This is a genomic window from Aliidiomarina soli, assembly GCF_003986975.1.
Lineage (GTDB): Bacteria > Pseudomonadota > Gammaproteobacteria > Enterobacterales > Alteromonadaceae > Aliidiomarina > Aliidiomarina soli.
Window position 1 is genome coordinate 462,303 of the sequence record NZ_PIPO01000003.1, and the last position, 15,345, is coordinate 477,647.

The 15,345-nt window shown below is 52.2% G+C and carries 16 protein-coding genes and 2 tRNA genes; 12 read left to right on the top strand and 6 right to left on the bottom strand.

What is annotated here, in order from left to right; all coding sequences use genetic code 11:
• Positions 1-11 precede the first annotated feature (11 nt).
• The 6 genes from CWE14_RS08720 to serS all read left to right on the top strand — a co-directional run bounded on the left by CWE14_RS08720 (position 12) and on the right by serS (position 6,830).
• Entirely contained in the window at positions 12-2,591 is a 2,580-nt protein-coding gene (locus CWE14_RS08720) for a DNA translocase FtsK (protein ID WP_126799013.1), read from the top strand.
• A gap of 11 nt (positions 2,592-2,602) precedes the next feature.
• A complete protein-coding gene (lolA, locus tag CWE14_RS08725) occupies positions 2,603-3,238 on the top strand; it encodes an outer membrane lipoprotein periplasmic chaperone LolA (protein ID WP_126799014.1) in 636 nt (211 codons plus the stop codon).
• 150 nt (positions 3,239-3,388) lie between these two features.
• Positions 3,389-4,669, top strand: coding sequence for a replication-associated recombination protein A (locus tag CWE14_RS08730; protein WP_126799108.1), 1,281 nt, complete (start codon positions 3,389-3,391; stop codon positions 4,667-4,669).
• On the top strand, positions 4,662-5,057 hold the full coding sequence (locus CWE14_RS08735) for a fluoride efflux transporter FluC (protein WP_157981806.1): 396 nt from the start codon (positions 4,662-4,664) through the stop codon (positions 5,055-5,057). Before CWE14_RS08730 ends, CWE14_RS08735 begins: the two co-directional genes overlap by 8 nt.
• The gene (locus tag CWE14_RS08740) at positions 5,054-5,479 is read left to right on the top strand and encodes a fluoride efflux transporter FluC (protein WP_126799016.1); all 426 of its coding nucleotides are present in this window, start codon (positions 5,054-5,056) and stop codon (positions 5,477-5,479) included. The genes CWE14_RS08735 and CWE14_RS08740 overlap by 4 nt, the downstream gene beginning before the upstream one ends.
• A gap of 55 nt (positions 5,480-5,534) precedes the next feature.
• Positions 5,535-6,830 (top strand): serine--tRNA ligase, encoded by a 1,296-nt coding sequence (serS, locus tag CWE14_RS08745; protein ID WP_126799017.1) that lies wholly within the window; start codon positions 5,535-5,537, stop codon positions 6,828-6,830.
• Positions 6,831-6,834: 4 nt separating this feature from the next.
• On the opposite strand, the gene CWE14_RS08750 is transcribed toward serS, so the two are convergent.
• The 6 genes from CWE14_RS08750 to CWE14_RS08775 form a co-directional block, all read right to left on the bottom strand.
• Positions 6,835-7,164 carry a TusE/DsrC/DsvC family sulfur relay protein gene (locus CWE14_RS08750; RefSeq protein WP_126787656.1) on the bottom strand — a complete coding sequence of 110 codons (330 nt, stop codon included), beginning with the start codon at positions 7,162-7,164 and terminating at the stop codon, positions 6,835-6,837.
• 4 nt (positions 7,165-7,168) lie between these two features.
• A complete protein-coding gene (locus CWE14_RS08755; RefSeq protein WP_126799018.1) occupies positions 7,169-7,441 on the bottom strand; it encodes a DsrH/TusB family sulfur metabolism protein in 273 nt (90 codons plus the stop codon).
• The gene (tusC, locus tag CWE14_RS08760) at positions 7,441-7,791 is read right to left on the bottom strand and encodes a sulfurtransferase complex subunit TusC (protein ID WP_126799019.1); all 351 of its coding nucleotides are present in this window, start codon (positions 7,789-7,791) and stop codon (positions 7,441-7,443) included. Before tusC ends, CWE14_RS08755 begins: the two co-directional genes overlap by 1 nt.
• 9 nt (positions 7,792-7,800) lie before the next feature.
• Positions 7,801-8,184, bottom strand: a complete 384-nt coding sequence (gene tusD, locus CWE14_RS08765; protein ID WP_126799020.1) for a sulfurtransferase complex subunit TusD — start codon at positions 8,182-8,184, stop codon at positions 7,801-7,803.
• A gap of 140 nt (positions 8,185-8,324) precedes the next feature.
• Entirely contained in the window at positions 8,325-8,987 is a 663-nt protein-coding gene (locus CWE14_RS08770) for a Bax inhibitor-1/YccA family protein (protein WP_126799021.1), read from the bottom strand.
• Between the two features lie 195 nt (positions 8,988-9,182).
• Positions 9,183-9,272 (bottom strand) — tRNA-Ser (locus CWE14_RS08775).
• A gap of 343 nt (positions 9,273-9,615) precedes the next feature.
• Between CWE14_RS08775 and CWE14_RS08780 the strand changes: the two genes are divergently transcribed.
• From CWE14_RS08780 to CWE14_RS08805, 6 genes are all read left to right on the top strand, one after another.
• Positions 9,616-10,290, top strand: coding sequence for a LuxR C-terminal-related transcriptional regulator (locus CWE14_RS08780; RefSeq protein WP_126787661.1), 675 nt, complete (start codon positions 9,616-9,618; stop codon positions 10,288-10,290).
• 42 nt (positions 10,291-10,332) lie between these two features.
• On the top strand, positions 10,333-12,171 hold the full coding sequence (gene uvrC / locus CWE14_RS08785) for an excinuclease ABC subunit UvrC (protein WP_126799022.1): 1,839 nt from the start codon (positions 10,333-10,335) through the stop codon (positions 12,169-12,171).
• Positions 12,172-12,198: 27 nt separating this feature from the next.
• Positions 12,199-12,756 (top strand): CDP-diacylglycerol--glycerol-3-phosphate 3-phosphatidyltransferase, encoded by a 558-nt coding sequence (gene pgsA, locus CWE14_RS08790; RefSeq protein ID WP_126799023.1) that lies wholly within the window; start codon positions 12,199-12,201, stop codon positions 12,754-12,756.
• Positions 12,757-12,849: 93 nt separating this feature from the next.
• Positions 12,850-12,925 (top strand) — tRNA-Gly (locus CWE14_RS08795).
• A gap of 117 nt (positions 12,926-13,042) precedes the next feature.
• The gene (locus CWE14_RS08800) at positions 13,043-14,989 is read left to right on the top strand and encodes a methyl-accepting chemotaxis protein (RefSeq protein WP_198676559.1); all 1,947 of its coding nucleotides are present in this window, start codon (positions 13,043-13,045) and stop codon (positions 14,987-14,989) included.
• On the top strand, positions 14,986-15,318 hold the full coding sequence (locus CWE14_RS08805; protein ID WP_126799024.1) for a putative signal transducing protein: 333 nt from the start codon (positions 14,986-14,988) through the stop codon (positions 15,316-15,318). Before CWE14_RS08800 ends, CWE14_RS08805 begins: the two co-directional genes overlap by 4 nt.
• The last annotated feature ends 27 nt before the right edge of the window (positions 15,319-15,345 follow it).

The window sequence follows — 15,345 nt, forward strand, 5'->3', positions numbered from 1 at the left end:
ATGGAAAGACTATGACAGGTGTGCAAAGGTTACTTGAAGTCGGCTTATTGCTAGCTGGCGCGTTAGCCGTTTTTCTTTTGATTGCTTTGCTCACATTCCATCCCGCCGATCCGGGTTGGTCCCAGGCAGGTAGCAGTGACCAGATTTACAATGCAGCGGGCGTGATTGGTGCGTGGTGTGCCGATGTGCTGTTGTTTACGCTGGGTTTTGTGGCCTATTTTATTCCCTTCGTGGTGATGGGCTTTGGTTACATGCTGTTTCATCGGCCACATCATCTGCTTAGCCTCGATTATTTAGGCGTAAGCCTGCGTATCATCGGTGCCATCTTATTGCTGACCGGCGCATCGGCACTGGCGAGCCTCAATTTCTCTGATATTTATTACTTTTCCTCCGGTGGTGTGCTCGGCGATGTGGTGAGCAGCGCTATGCTGCCGCATTTCAATTTGCTTGGCACCACCTTATTGCTACTGACCTTTGTGATGACCGGCTTTACCCTGGTGAGCGGTATTTCCTGGCTCAACATTGCTGATCGGATCGGCTATGCGGTCATTGCTGGCTGCGTGTGGATAATAAATAAAGCCCGAAACTCGGCTCCGGATGCAGATATCGATGAGGACGACTCGCCAGAGCCCAGAAAGCAGCTTAAGAACAGTCGCAATAACCATCAGCCCCTGGTTCTGGAGCATGTCGCAGCGGACCATGCAGACCCTTATGAGGGCGAAGCCTATGAGGAAGCTTATGAGCTTGAGCATGGTGACACGCCGCCCTGGTATAAACGAGTTTTACAAAAGTTTGGCAAAGGCGATAAGGCGTCCGCAGAGGATACTGAGCTGAGCGATGACGCGGACTCATTTAATGAGCGTGCCGAACCGCAATTGTCAGCATTAGATGATGACGATTTCTCGATTGACTGGGGCGATGATGCGACGCCAAGCCAGTCCCGGGACAAACAGAGCTACCAGGCGGCGAAGGCGCAATCGGCGGATGATGCGGATGACGACCTGTTCGCCACTACGCCTGACTTAAATCCGACTGCAGCCTCGGCAGCAGCGCGCAAAAGCAGTCCGCCGGTGGCGCCAAAACCATTAGATCCGGCCACCTTGTTACCGACCATTGAGCTGCTGGACCGACCTAATAAAACAACCAATCCACTGAGTCAGCAAGAGCTGGATCAGATTAGCAGTACCGTCGAAGCGGTGTTGAAAGACTTTGGGGTCGATGTTCAGGTGGCCGGTGTGCAGCCGGGACCGGTCATCACCCGCTTTGAGCTTGACCTGGCGCCAGGGGTCAAAGTCAGCAAAATATCCAATCTGTCGAAAGACATTGCACGCAGTTTGTCGGCATTGGCGGTGCGTGTGGTTGAAGTTATTCCGGGTAAATCATACGTCGGGCTTGAGTTGCCGAATAAAGAACGGGAAATTGTCTGGTTGCGCGAAGTCATTAGCTGCGACAACTTTCAGAAGTCAGCCTCACCGTTAACCATGGTGCTGGGTAAAGATATTTCTGGCAAGCCGGTGGTGGTCGACCTGGCCAAAATGCCGCACTTACTGGTCGCTGGTACTACTGGCTCGGGTAAATCGGTGGGCGTCAACGTGATGATATTAAGCCTGCTGTATAAATCACAGCCGGAAGACGTTCGACTGATTATGATCGACCCAAAAATGCTCGAGCTGTCGGTCTATGAAGGGATCCCGCATCTGTTAACTGAAGTCGTCACGGATATGAAAGATGCCGCCAATGCGTTGCGCTGGTGTGTTGGCGAAATGGAACGTCGCTACAAGTTGATGTCGGCAGTCGGCGTGCGCAACCTGAAAGGTTACAACGCCAAGGTCACTGAAGCCATTGCCAGAGGTGAGCCACTTAAAGACCCGACCTGGAAACCAGGCGACAGCATGCACGAGACGGTGCCGGAGCTTGAGAAGCTGCCGCATATTGTGGTGGTGGTCGATGAGTTCGCTGACATGATGATGATTGTCGGCAAAAAGGTCGAAGAGCTGATAGCGCGTATTGCCCAGAAAGCACGGGCGGCTGGTATTCATCTGATCCTTGCCACCCAGCGACCGTCAGTGGATGTTATTACTGGTTTGATTAAAGCCAACATTCCAACCCGCATTGCCTTTCAGGTCTCATCGAAAATTGATTCGCGCACCATTCTCGACCAGGGCGGTGCTGAACAGCTGCTAGGGCAGGGCGATATGCTTTACCTGCCCCCTGGAAGTGGTGTGCCGACGCGGGTCCATGGTGCCTTTGTGGATGACCATGAAGTGCATAAAGTAGTGGCTGACTGGAAAGCGCGGCAGAAGCCTAATTATCTGGATGAAATTCTGACCGGAGACAGTGGCGATGACGGTTTGTTGCCGGGTGAGCAGCCCAGTATTGATGGCGAAGAACTGGATCCACTGTTTGATGAGGCTGTCGCTTTTGTTACCGAAACCCGGCGCGTTTCGGTGTCCAGCGTGCAGCGCAAATTCCGTATCGGGTATAACCGTGCGGCGCGCGTTGTCGAACAAATGGAAATGTCTGGTGTCGTAAGCAACGCCGGGCATAATGGTGCCCGTGAAGTATTGGCGCCACCGCCGCCAAGGGATTAAAAGGATAACCTATGAAAATTGCTACCTACATCGGTGTTGCCAGTGTGCTGCTTGCTATGTCAACGCTGGCTTTTGTTTCGAACGCAGCTGAAGTTGCTGACCTGCGCAGTAAGCTTCACCAGATTGACACCCTGCATGCCAGTTTTGAACAGCAGGTATTCGATGAACGTGGAGAGCTTCAGGAAGAGCTGGAAGGTGACCTGATCCTCAAACGCCCGCACTTTTTGCGTTGGGAAACGACGTTTCCGGATGAGTCAATCATGGTCGCAGACGGAGAAGCAGTCTGGTATTTAAACGCCTTTGTTGAGCAACTGAGTATATTTGATCAGGCGCAGAACCTTGAACAAAACCCGATGCTGGTGCTGCTAAGTGACGACGATGCGGCCTGGAACGAATTTACCATTGAACGCGATGGCGAATTCTGGGTTATTCGTGAAGAGGAAACCGGGTATTCACAGGTCAGCCTGGCGATTGCCTTTGATGCTGATGACGCCATCCAGACCATGCGCATCGACGATGGGCAGGGCCAAATCAGTGTCTTCGCCCTGAGCAATACCGAACTAAACCGTGGCGCCGATGCTCATGAGTTTGAAATCGACGTGCCCGAAGGCGTTGAGATAGACGACCAGCGTGGGCAAAGCTTTTAAGGAACCTTTGTGGCAGACAATTTGAATCTTGATTTAGACGATGATGCAAATCGCGACGGATCTGGTTCAGATTCCGCTAATCACCAGAAGCCTGAGAACACAGCGTCTCAGGCTTCCGCATTTGATCCGTCCGCGCCCTTAGCGGCGCGGATGCGGCCCCGTAGCATCGCCGACTATGCAGGGCAGGCGCATATACTGGCGCCAGGCAAACCGCTGCGTAGCGCGATTGAGCAGGGGCACCTGCATTCGATGATTTTCTGGGGCCCCCCCGGCACCGGCAAAACGACCCTTGCAGAACTTATAGCTCAGGCGGCAAACGCTCGCGTGGCCCGGTTGTCTGCAGTGACCTCCGGGGTCAAAGACATTCGTAAAGCGATTGAAGAAGCACAGCTATACCGGCAACGCGGTACTCGTACGCTGGTCTTTGTCGACGAAGTGCACCGTTTTAATAAAAGTCAGCAAGATGCATTTTTGCCGTTTATTGAAGATGGCACCATTGTTTTTGTCGGTGCGACCACCGAAAACCCCGGTTTTGAATTAAATAATGCATTGTTGTCGCGAGCCCGGGTCTACCGTCTGCAATCGCTTAACAAAGAGGCATTGCACGACGTTTTGCTGGAAGCGCTGAAGGACAAAGAGCGCGGTTTAGGGCAGCTGTCGCTGCAACTCGATGATGATGCAGTTAACTACCTGTTGCAGGTCGCCAACGGCGATGCTCGGCGGCTGTTAAATTACCTGGAAGTAGCAGTCGACTTTGCTGAGCCCAGTGCGGATGGCCTGCGTCTGAGTCAGGCGACCATACGCGAGGCGATTGGAGAAAAGCAGACCCAGTTCGATAACCAGGGGGAACTCTATTATGACCTGCTCTCGGCGTTTCATAAGTCGGTACGTGGCTCATCGGCGGACGGTGCGTTGTATTGGTATTGCCGTATTCTGGCGGGCGGCGGCGATGCGTTAATTGTCGCCCGGCGACTGCTGGCAATTGCCTCTGAGGACATTGGCAATGCCGACCCGCGAGCCTTGCAGATTGCGTTGAATGCCTGGGACACCTACACCCGGGTAGGCCCGGCAGAAGGCGAACGGGCGATTGCTCAGGCCGTGATCTATTGCGCCAGTGCGGCGAAAAGTAATGCTGTGTATAAAGCGTTTAATGCAATGCTCAAAGAAGCCAAAGAGGGGCCGGACTACCCGGTACCGGATCACTTACGCAATGCGCCAACCAGCGTCCATAAAGCCGAAGGCTTCGGCGCGGATTATCGCTATGCCCATGATGAACCTCATGCTTATGCCGCCGGTGAACGCTATTTGCCGCAGGAGCTGAATGACCGTGACTGGTACCAGCCGTCTGAGCGGGGTTTAGAAAAACAAATCAGCGAGAAATTGCGTCGTTTACGTACCCTCGATCAGCAAAGTGACCGCCGCCGTGACTGAGATCCACCAGTATTTAACGTTTTGGCATGTGCTGTGGATTGGCCTTGGTGGCGGCTTTGGTGCCGCGCTGCGCTTTAGTCTGAGCCAGGTCGTGCGACACAAAGGTAGTCACTGGCCATGGCCGACCTGGCTGGTGAATGTTAGTGGCGCACTGGTTTTGGGTGCTATAGCGGCTTATTTCAATGATTTCGGCTATGAACCGGCATTCTTTTTCTGGGAGCTGGGCATCCTTGGCGGCTATACCACCATGTCGACCTTCGCTGTGGAAACGGTAGCGCTGGCTCATCAACGTCGTATCGGGCTGGCGCTGGGTTATGCGATCAGCAGTGTATTCGCTACTCTGGCGGCGCTTATGCTTGGGTTTACGCTGGCGGGTTTGCTATCATGAGCCCGGTCGGCCGCGCGATACTTTTAGTCTTTGTGGGTGGCACCCTTGGCAGCATGGCTCGTTTAACGGTTAGTTTGCTGTTGTACCAGCATTACCTGGGGGCAGGCAATCATTACACTGTGGCAATGGCGGCAACGCTTGCGGTCAATGTCATAGGGTCGTTCGCACTGGGCGCTTTAGCGGCGTTACGTCAGCATAAACGCATTTCCACAGTGCTGTGGCTCTTGCTCGGCGTCGGCGGACTCGGTGCATTCACTACCTTTTCTGCCATGGCGCTGGACACCTTTATCGCCATTCAGCTGGCACACTGGTCGCTGGCTGGTTTGTATGTGGTTGCAACCATTGCTGGCTCTGTCAGTGCGGCCGCATTAAGTTATGTTTGGACACTTTATTTAACTCGTTCGCCACGCGTTAGCGCGTAGCTTTGAGTGAGTTTGGGCTTCATACCAGTACGTTATTAATCAATATGGAACTTTCATGTTAGACGCAAAATTTTTTCGAGACGAACTAGAACAAACGGCAGAACGCCTGAAAACTCGTGGTTTTGAACTGGATGTTGCCAGTATCGCCGCTCTGGAAGCGAAACGTAAGTCGTTGCAGGTGAAAACCGAAGAACTGCAAAGTGAACGCAACAATCGCTCGAAAGCGATTGGTCAGGCCAAAGCGAAGGGCGAAGACATTCAGCCGCTGCTGGATGCGGTAGGCGATCTTGGCGACCAGCTGGACAGCGCTAAAACAGAACTGGCAGAGCTGCAGGCAGAACTGCAGAGCATTATTCAGGGCGTTCCGAACTTGCCGGACAGCAGCGTGCCGGTGGGTGCTGATGAGGACAATAACGAAGAAATTAGTCGCAGCGGTGAGCCGCGTCAGTTCGACTTCGAGGTCAAAGACCATGTCGATGTCGGGCAGGATCTGAGTAACGGGCTGGACTTCGAAGCTGGTGTGAAACTGACCGGTGCCCGCTTTGTGGTAATGAAAGGCGGCGTGGCCCGTTTAAACCGGGCACTGACCCAGTTCATGCTCGACCTGCATACCGAGCAGCACGGGTATGCAGAAACCAGCGTGCCTTATATTGTCAATCACGACAGCCTGTTTGGTACCGGGCAGCTGCCCAAGTTCGGTGAGGATCTGTTCCATGTTGAAGGCGAAAGCCAGGATAAAGTAGCGCTGTCACTGATCCCGACCGCCGAAGTACCACTGACTAACCTGGCGCGAGACGAAATTATTGATGAAACGGCGTTGCCGCTGAAGCTGACCGCGCATACGCCATGTTTTCGCTCAGAAGCCGGTTCACATGGCCGTGACACCCGTGGCCTGATCCGCCAGCACCAGTTTGATAAAGTAGAGTTGGTGCAGATGGTGAAGCCGGAGCATTCGATGGCGGCACTGGAAGAGCTGACTCAGCATGCAGAGAAAGTGCTGCAGTTACTTGAGTTACCCTACCGTAAAATGTTGCTTTGCACCGGTGATATGGGCTTCGGAGCCTGCAAAACCTATGACCTTGAGGTCTGGTTGCCGGCCCAGAACGCATACCGTGAAATCAGCTCATGCTCAAATATGGGCGACTTTCAGGCGCGTCGGATGCAGGCACGCTTCCGTCGTCAGGGCGCGAAGAAGCCGGAATTATTGCACACACTGAATGGTTCGGGGTTGGCGATTGGCCGTACTCTGGTAGCGGTGCTCGAAAATTACCAGCAAGCTGATGGCTCTGTCGTAGTACCAGAGGTGTTACGCCCGTATATGGGTGGTGTTGAAGTGCTGACTGCGGGCTAGCGCCTCAGATGCATTTTGCCGGTTTAGGCAGGCCCGCGATCCGCGTGGCCTGCTTGGCGGGGCCTTTCGGAAACAAAGTGTACAGGTAACGACTGCTGCCTTTGTCCTCACCCATACTTTGCTTGACCGCTTTGACCAGTACCCGCATCGCCGGGCTGGTCTCATATTCTTTGTAAAACGCCTGCACAAAATTGACCACTTCCCAGTGCGCCGGTGTCATTTCAATATTCTCAAGGCTGGCAATATACTCCGCCAACTCCGGTGACCAGTCATCCAGGTTTGCCAGGTACTCGTGCTTATCGGTGGGGTAGCTTTTACCGTTAAATTCAATCATAGGCTTACCAGTCAATTGACGATTGATGCTGCATCACCAGCTCAACCCAGTCGTCATAATCAATCCACTCGATGTGGGGAAATTGCGCAGGGTCGAGACCCCTTGCGAGCGCATCAGCGGCCACTGCATAACTGCCACTGGCGAAGCCAGTCTCACTGAGAAGCTGATAGAGCGCATCGGCGCGTAGTAATACGCTGTCGTCGGCGGTTAACTCCGCAAGCACGTTACGGCCGCGCTGGAAGCTCTGAAACGATGAGAAAACATGAAGTATAGCCATCAGCAGCGCACTACCTTACTGCTGTTTTGCAGCAGTGCATAGAGCTCGCTGTCGCTGACCGGGGTAGCGTCAACAGCCAGTTGCGTGGCCTCCAGCTGCCGTTCCGCTAATGCAGTGGCAGACACATAGAGGTGCTCAAGTTCGAATACATCACTCAGGATGCGGTATTTAACCAGCGGGTTTTTACTTTCGATGGCATGGGTTTGCTGGTTAATAAGCTGAAACACACCATCATGCTGAAAAATAACCTGCACCGGCTGGTCCAGACTGACTGCCATCATAATCATATCCAGCGCATTGCGAGCAGCGTCACCGTCATGCGGAGGCAGGCTATTAATAAAGGTTAACATACGAGCTCCTTAAAACTGCACCAGCCGATCGCTGGTGGCAACCGCTTCCATGTATTCCGCGAGTCCACCGGCGTGATAACCGGGCGCGAGGTTTCCATCACTGAAGTCTTTCAAATCACCGGCAGCGACGATGCCATGACGGGCCGCGACGGTGGCACAGATCACCAATGGAAACTGATGATTGCTGGCCAGTGATTGCCACAGCTGGCGAACATCCTGTTCATCCGCGCTTTGATGGGCGAGGGCGTTGCCATGGTGGACAGCGTCACCATAAAAGAAAACTTGCTTGATTTGATGGCCTTTGGCTACTGCTGCCTGACAAAATTTGTAGGCACTGTAGCTGTGGTGCCCTTGTTCCGGGCTGTGTTGAATCAGACAGGTAATAGATGCCATGGTGCGCTCTAGAGTTCAGAAAGTCAGTCAGGTGGCCAGTATAACGGATCTGACGCTAATAAAAACGCCCCGTGGTGTTGACCACGGGGCGTTGTATGCTAAATAAGCGTGTTCTGAATTGACGTGCTAGCTAGTCGCGATTATTCGCGGCCAAACGCCATCAGAATGTTCAACAGGCTGACGAAGATGTTGTACAGCGAGACGAACAGGGTCACGGTCGCAAGAATGTAGTTACGCTCGCCGCCATTGATAATTGCGCTGGTCTGCATCAGGATCGCACCCGCTGAAAACAGAATAAACAGGGCGCTCAAGGCCAGGCCGAGAGCAGGCATTTGCAGGAACAGGTTGGCGATAAAGCCAACGACGATAACCACAAAACCAGCAACCATCATGCCGCCAAGGAAAGACATATCTTTCTTCGTGGTCAGCACGTAGGCCGACAGCGAGAAGAAAATTAACGCGGTACCACCAAAGGCCATCATCACGATTTCGCCACCACCGGTGCCGATAGCGTAATTAAGAATTGGACCCAGGGTATAACCCATAAAGCCGGTCAGGGCGAAAACTGAAAGCAGACCTAATGAACTGTTCGCTGTTTTATGAGTTAAGAATAACAAGCCGTAAAACCCAACCAGCATTACAATAATGCCAGGGTGCGGCAGGTTTAACGCCATACTGAAACCAGCTACAGCAGCGGACCATGCCAGGGTCATCGCCAGCAGGGTGTAGGTATTGCGCAGTACTTTGTTCGTTTCGATGCTCGCAGTACTTGAGCGAGTTGTATGCACCGTAGGATTATTCATCGTGGTAGTACTCCAGTTTCCTTGCAAATTTAGGCTTGTATACGATGGTAAATGAGAACGTAAACATTGACCTCATTAAGCCTGACTGGTTCCCATCTTAGCGCACTTTCGGGGGTGTATTCTAGAGTTTTAGCAGGGTAGTGATGGTAAAAGAAAAGGCCCCGCGCTTTCGCGTGGGGCCTTTTCTTTTTAATGTGGCGGAGAGAGAGGGATTCGAACCCCCGGTGGGTTGCCCCACGCCTGATTTCAAGTCAGGTGCATTAAACCGAGCTCTGCCATCTCTCCGGGGCCTGCCTCAGCAGGACGAGGCGAATATTAAAGAGCTTGCGGCAGCTTGTAAAGCCCAAACTTAAAAAAAAATGCTGACTGTTGCGTTTTTGTGCAGCTTGTATTGTTTTTCGCCGATTTACCGACTTTGTCTTCAAATGAGGTCAATTTTACACCAATTGCATGTCGCTCGCTGTGATAGCAGTTGAATTAGCCAATATCGTACTTTTGGTGTATTGCGATGCTAGGTAATGCTACCTAGAACAAAAAGTGTACAGGCAGGTAACAAAAATAATAAAACCGGCCCGACGACAACACAATCAAGAGGCATAACACCAACACAAAACAAGGATGTATTATTATGCGACAACTTATTATCGCCGTCAGCGGGGACGTCTGCCGGGCGGGTTTGCAGGCAACCTTTGAACATGAGCATTGGCGTTGTACTGCAAATGTTCAGAACCGCCACCAGTTACTGCATGAATTACGCGGGCCTGCAGAGCGGATCGTCATACTCGACTCGAATTTCTGCGCCCAGGGGTCAAAGTCGTTAATTCGCGCGATCAAACGTCAGGCACCACTAACGCGGATCATTTTCTGGTGCTTTAAGGTGGGCAGTGCGATTGACCACTATATTGCAGATGAAGAAATTGATGCGTACATGTACCAGTACACAGAGGCCGAAGAGTGGTTAAAGGCCTGCATGCAGGTTCACCTCGGCTACAAGTACTTCACGCCGTATCTAACCGGCATTTTCCGCCGCATCAAGCAAAACGGTGATGAGCAGCCTCTGCTCAGTGGTTTAAGCAAACGCGAACGGCTAGTTCTACAGCTGCTTTGCAGCGGCGATACGGTCAATGACATTGCGTCACGTTTGTTTATCTCGCGCAAGACAGTCAACACCTTCCGCTACCGCCTGTTTAAAAAGACCAATACGCAAAGCGATGTGCAGTTGGTCCATCTGGCGATCAGTACAGGTTTAGTGCCGTTGACGCCGAATCCATATGAGCACGGGCGGTTACCTGTTCGCGAGTAAATTTGCTATGCTATGGGCACTTTGAAGTATCCACGAGTGCCCATGAATTCTAGCTTTGACGCCCAGGCTTTCATTAATAACCTAACCCATCAGCCCGGTGTTTACCGGATGTATGACGCTGATGGGGTAGTTATTTATGTCGGTAAAGCAAAAGACCTGCGCAAGCGGGTGAGTAGTTACTTTCGTAAGCAGGTCGATGCAGTTAAAACCAAGGCATTGGTTAAAAATATTGCGACCATGGATGTCACTGTTACCAACTCAGAAACCGAAGCGCTGATCCTGGAAAACAGTTTCATCAAAAAGTTTCGTCCACGCTACAACGTGCTGCTGCGCGACGATAAGTCGTACCCATATATTTTTATCTCTGCCCATGAACATCCCCGGATCGCCTTTCATCGTGGCACCAAACGTGAAAAAGGGGAGTATTTCGGGCCCTTTCCGAATGGTTCAGCGGTGCGTGAAAGCCTGCGCTTGCTGCAGAAACTGTTTCCGGTACGCCAGTGCGACGACAGTTATTATCGCGCGCGCAGTCGGCCGTGCCTGCAGCACCAGCTTAAGCGTTGCCTGGCACCTTGTGTGGGTCTGCCGACCGAAGCCGAGTATCAACAGCAGGTGGATTTAGCCAAGCTATTCTTACGCGGTAAGAATCAACAGGTAGTGGACAGCCTGATGCAACGCATGGAAGAAGCCAGTGCCCAGCTGGAGTTTGAAAAGGCGGCCCGTTTTCGTGATCAGATAGGCGCCTTGCGTCAGGTTCAGGACAAGAACGCTGTGAGCGGCAGCCAGTCGATGCTGGATGTGATTGGCTTGCATCGTGAAAGTGGCTTTAGTTGTATTCAGGTGCTTTTTATTCGCGATGGTCAGGTTCAGGGTAGTCGCAGCTATTTCCCTAAAGTTCCGGCGAATACCGATAACAGTGAATTGTTAGAATCGTTTCTGCTTCAGTTTTACTTGAATCAACAGCGGGCAGGGCAGATCCCGGCGGAAGTCATTTTGCCGCATGGCGAGACCATTAGTAGTGATGTCCAGACGGCGCTGAGCGATGCGCTTGAGAAGCCTCTGAAAATCAATGCCACCAGCCGTGGTGAGCGGGCGCGTTATCAGTCGCTGGCGAATAAAAACGCGATGAATTCGGTGAGTAGCAAGCTCAGCTCACAGACCACTATGGCAAACCGCTTGTCGGCACTGAAGAAGGCGCTGGAGAAGGCGCGGGTATGGGATGTTGATAAACCTGTTGAACGGATGGAATGTTTTGATATTTCCCATACCATGGGCGATCAGACCGTCGCCTCCTGCGTCGTTTTCGATCAGCAGGGGCCATTAAAGTCTGACTACCGACGGTTCAATATCAAAGACATTACCGGTGGTGATGACTATGCGGCCATGGCGCAGGTGATGGAACGCCGCTACAAACACGCGATTGAACAGGATAATGTGCCGGATATCCTGTTTATTGACGGTGGTAAAGGGCAGTTAAAACAGGCCGAAGAGTATTTCGCCGACTGGCCGCAACCGCCGTTGCTGATTGGTGTCGCTAAAGGTGAAAGCCGTAAACCCGGGCTGGAAACCCTCTTTCTCGGGTTCGGCCAGGGGGCTATTCAGTTAAGTGAAGATGACCCGGGGTTGCACTTGATCCAGTACATTCGCGATGAGTCCCATCGTTTTGCCATTACCGGACACCGTCAGCGTCGTGCAAAAGTGAAAAAAACCTCTACATTAGAGGAAATTGAAGGCGTTGGGCCGAAGCGGCGAAAAACTTTATTGCATAACTTGGGTGGATTACAACAGGTAAAAAGCGCTAGTATAGAGCAACTTGCACAGGTCCCTGGGATTAGCCGTGCTATGGCTGAAACCATTTACCATGCCTTCCGGGACGAATAGCAACCAATTACGAGAGAAGCCTACTTCATGTGGAATATTCCTAATTTATTGACATCATTCAGGATTTTTCTGATCCCCGTATTTCTGGTGGTGTTTTACTTACCCGTTGAGAATGCGCATTTTCTGGCGGCACTTATTTTTGTTTTGGCTGCTATTACCGACGCTCTCGACGGCTGGGTAGCGCGCAAGTTCGATCAAATGACCAAGTTCGGCGCATTTTTTGATCCGGTGGCGGATAAAATCATGGTGGCGGCGGCGTTGATTGTGGTGGTGGAAGACTACGGAAGTCTGTGGATTACCGTCCCGGGACTGATTATTATCAGTCGTGAACTGATTGTTTCTGCACTACGTGAATGGATGGCTGAAATTGGTAAGCGGTCAGCAGTGGCTGTGTCGAGCCTTGGAAAATTGAAGACCATTGCGCAAATGGTGGCTCTGACAGGTTTACTTTGGCAGGGAAGTAAAGGCATCGAAGTGATTGCGACCATGGCGCTGTATGTTTCTGCGGTACTGACCATTTGGTCGATGTACATCTACCTGGATAACGCCTGGAAAGACCTCACCGACGAATCGAACGCTAAGTAGTCAAATCAGTTAAAAATTACGCAAACAGTCAGCTTAAAGCAAATAAAGTGTTGACTGTGGCGTATCTGGCAGTAAAATGCAAAGCATCGAAACGCGAGTATAGCTCAGCTGGTAGAGCGCGACCTTGCCAAGGTCGAGGTCACGAGTTCGAACCTCGTTACTCGCTCCAAATTTCGCACAAAACGCCACCCTCGGGTGGCGTTTTGCGTTTTAGGTTCATTTTTTAAATCAGACCCGCTAGGATACCGGTACATATATCAGGCAATCCTTTGCTGTTGGGGGTCTAATGGACTTGAACAAGCTACCGATCCGAACGCTGTTGGTTATCTTCATGGCCATCGCGCTTACCGTTGTTACGCTCGCTGCAGCATTTGTAAATATCTCACAATTTTCCCGTTTCTATTACTCTCAGACCGAAACTGAACTGTTGCCAAACGCATTAGGGCGCTTGGGTGAAGAAGTACGCTCTGAAATTAACCGCCCGATCCTGTTGTCGACGGCGCTGTCGCAGAATAGTTTTTTGCATGAATGGACACGGCAGGCAGATACCAGCAGTTCACTGCATCAGCAGTCGGTGGATTTTCTGGCCAGCTATGGTGCGCAGAATGAAGCGGATGCTGTGTTCTGGGTGAGCGCACTGGATCAGCGTTACTACACGCAGAATGGCTTTTTTAAAGAGATGTCTGCTCAGGACTCTCGTGATAGCTGGTTCTTCGACTTTATGAATAGTGATGAAAGCGTGCAGCTGAATATTGACCCCGACGAGCAAAGTGGCGCGCTGACGCTGTTTGTAAACACCCGGGTCGAGGACCCTGAAACGGGCCAGCCACTGGCGGCTGCAGGTCTGGGTTTTGATGTCACAGAGATTTCGCAGATGGTCGCCGAGCGTCAGCTTGGGGAGCGTGGCTATATCTTTCTGGTGGATCAGCAGAACCATGTGATAGCTCACAGCGACAATGGGTTCATTGGTCGCGCGTTGGCCGATATTAGTGATTACCAGCCACTGGCAGAGTTTGTCGGGCAACAGGCTCAGGGATTTCGCCAGCAACGGGTCACCATTGGTGGCGAGGAGGTCTACGTTGGAGTCACCGATGTCGACGGCACCGGGTTAAACGTAGTCGGGATTTTTCCGGTCAGTGAAGTGTCCTCGGAGATCAATGCGGTGTCCGCCTGGGCATTACTGGTCAGCCTGCTACTGGCAGTCGGTTTTGTTGTTGCCAGCATCTTTTTTGCCAATAACCTGAGTAAAAAAATCCGTCGTGTGGGAGACCAGTTGTTATCAATGTCAGGTGACGGTGGCGACTTAACGGTACGGCTGGACGACTCAGCCAATAACGAACTGGGCCACCTGGCGAAAGGGTTTAATGCGATTATCGGTACCATCGGAAATATGGTGGAAAACATCAAAGAGTCGCAGGCACTGATGAAAAAAGACATTGATACCATTGGTGACCTAACGGGCCGTACTGCCGATGCAACCAATGAGCAAGGTGAGCAAACGGATCAGGTGGCCACAGCAATCAATGAGATGGGTCAGACCGTGGCCGATATCTCGTCGATTGCGAATCGCACCGCGGACAATTCAGAATCGGCGTTGACTGAGGTTACCCAAACCAGTCAGAGCATGTCTGAGACCTCGACCGCCATGCACTCACTGAATGAGTTAATTAATAACACTCAGCAAACCATTGCTGAATTTGCCGCGCAAGCCGAGGCGATTGACGGTGTGGTTGAAGTTATCAATAACATTTCCGAGCAGACCAATTTACTTGCGTTGAATGCTGCCATCGAAGCCGCACGAGCCGGTGAGCAGGGCAGAGGCTTCTCTGTGGTGGCGGATGAAGTCCGCACCCTGGCGCAACGTACCAAGACCTCCACCGCTGAAATTCAGGAACAGGTGGCGCAACTGCAGGCACTGGCGGCGAAATCGACCAAAGCGATACAGCAAGGCAGCGAAGATACCGAGACGGTGACTCAGTTGACCGAGCGCTCAGCGCAGTCACTGAAACAGGTAGAGGCTGCTTTCCAGCAAATAAGTGATGGTAACCATCAGGTGGCGACCGCCACGGAAGAGCAGAGCAGTGTGGTTGAGCATGTCAATCAGTCTGCTCACGCCATTCGTGAAAGCGCGCTGGAAATTAATGACAACCTCAAACAGCAGCGGGCATCAATGCGTCATCTTAGTGAGTTGGCGGACCATATGAACGCGCTGGTCAGTCAGTTTAAAGTATGATGAAAGTTCAGAGTAACTGGGTTAAAGCCTATAGCGCGGGCAATCCCATGGAAGCCGAGCTTTTGGTGGGGTTGCTGCATCGCCAGGGGATCCGCGCAGGCCTGCGTAGCCAGGGACTGATGGGCGGCATTGGCGAGTTGCCGATGGATGCGTTGTACACCCCAGTCTGGGTGCCTGCTGAGTCGCTCGTGGAGGCCAAGCAGGTACTCACTGCCTATGAAGCGCAAAGCGGTGATGAATGGCGGTGCCAGAACTGTGCTGAAGTCAACGGCAGCAGCTTTGAATTGTGCTGGCAATGCGGCGAGCCGCCAGCTGAATCTACAGGATAGGAGCCCTCTTATTCTCTGCATATGACT

Bases quoted from the DNA above. Each gene is read 5' to 3' on its own strand.
- lolA (WP_126799014.1), top strand. From the start codon at position 2,603: ATGAAAATTGCTACCTACATCGGTGTTGCCAGTGTGCTGCTTGCTATG.
- pgsA (WP_126799023.1), top strand. From the start codon at position 12,199: ATGTGGAATATTCCTAATTTATTGACATCATTCAGGATTTTTCTGATC.
- tusC (WP_126799019.1), bottom strand. From the start codon at position 7,791: ATGTTAACCTTTATTAATAGCCTGCCTCCGCATGACGGTGACGCTGCT.
- CWE14_RS08805 (WP_126799024.1), top strand. From the start codon at position 14,986: ATGATGAAAGTTCAGAGTAACTGGGTTAAAGCCTATAGCGCGGGCAAT.
- CWE14_RS08730 (WP_126799108.1), top strand. From the start codon at position 3,389: ATGCGGCCCCGTAGCATCGCCGACTATGCAGGGCAGGCGCATATACTG.
- CWE14_RS08800 (WP_198676559.1), top strand. From the start codon at position 13,043: ATGGACTTGAACAAGCTACCGATCCGAACGCTGTTGGTTATCTTCATG.
- tusD (WP_126799020.1), bottom strand. From the start codon at position 8,184: ATGGCATCTATTACCTGTCTGATTCAACACAGCCCGGAACAAGGGCAC.
- CWE14_RS08720 (WP_126799013.1), top strand. From the start codon at position 12: ATGACAGGTGTGCAAAGGTTACTTGAAGTCGGCTTATTGCTAGCTGGC.
- CWE14_RS08750 (WP_126787656.1), bottom strand. From the start codon at position 7,164: ATGATTGAATTTAACGGTAAAAGCTACCCCACCGATAAGCACGAGTAC.
- CWE14_RS08770 (WP_126799021.1), bottom strand. From the start codon at position 8,987: ATGAATAATCCTACGGTGCATACAACTCGCTCAAGTACTGCGAGCATC.
- CWE14_RS08780 (WP_126787661.1), top strand. From the start codon at position 9,616: ATGCGACAACTTATTATCGCCGTCAGCGGGGACGTCTGCCGGGCGGGT.
- CWE14_RS08740 (WP_126799016.1), top strand. From the start codon at position 5,054: ATGAGCCCGGTCGGCCGCGCGATACTTTTAGTCTTTGTGGGTGGCACC.
- uvrC (WP_126799022.1), top strand. From the start codon at position 10,333: ATGAATTCTAGCTTTGACGCCCAGGCTTTCATTAATAACCTAACCCAT.
- serS (WP_126799017.1), top strand. From the start codon at position 5,535: ATGTTAGACGCAAAATTTTTTCGAGACGAACTAGAACAAACGGCAGAA.
- CWE14_RS08755 (WP_126799018.1), bottom strand. From the start codon at position 7,441: ATGGCTATACTTCATGTTTTCTCATCGTTTCAGAGCTTCCAGCGCGGC.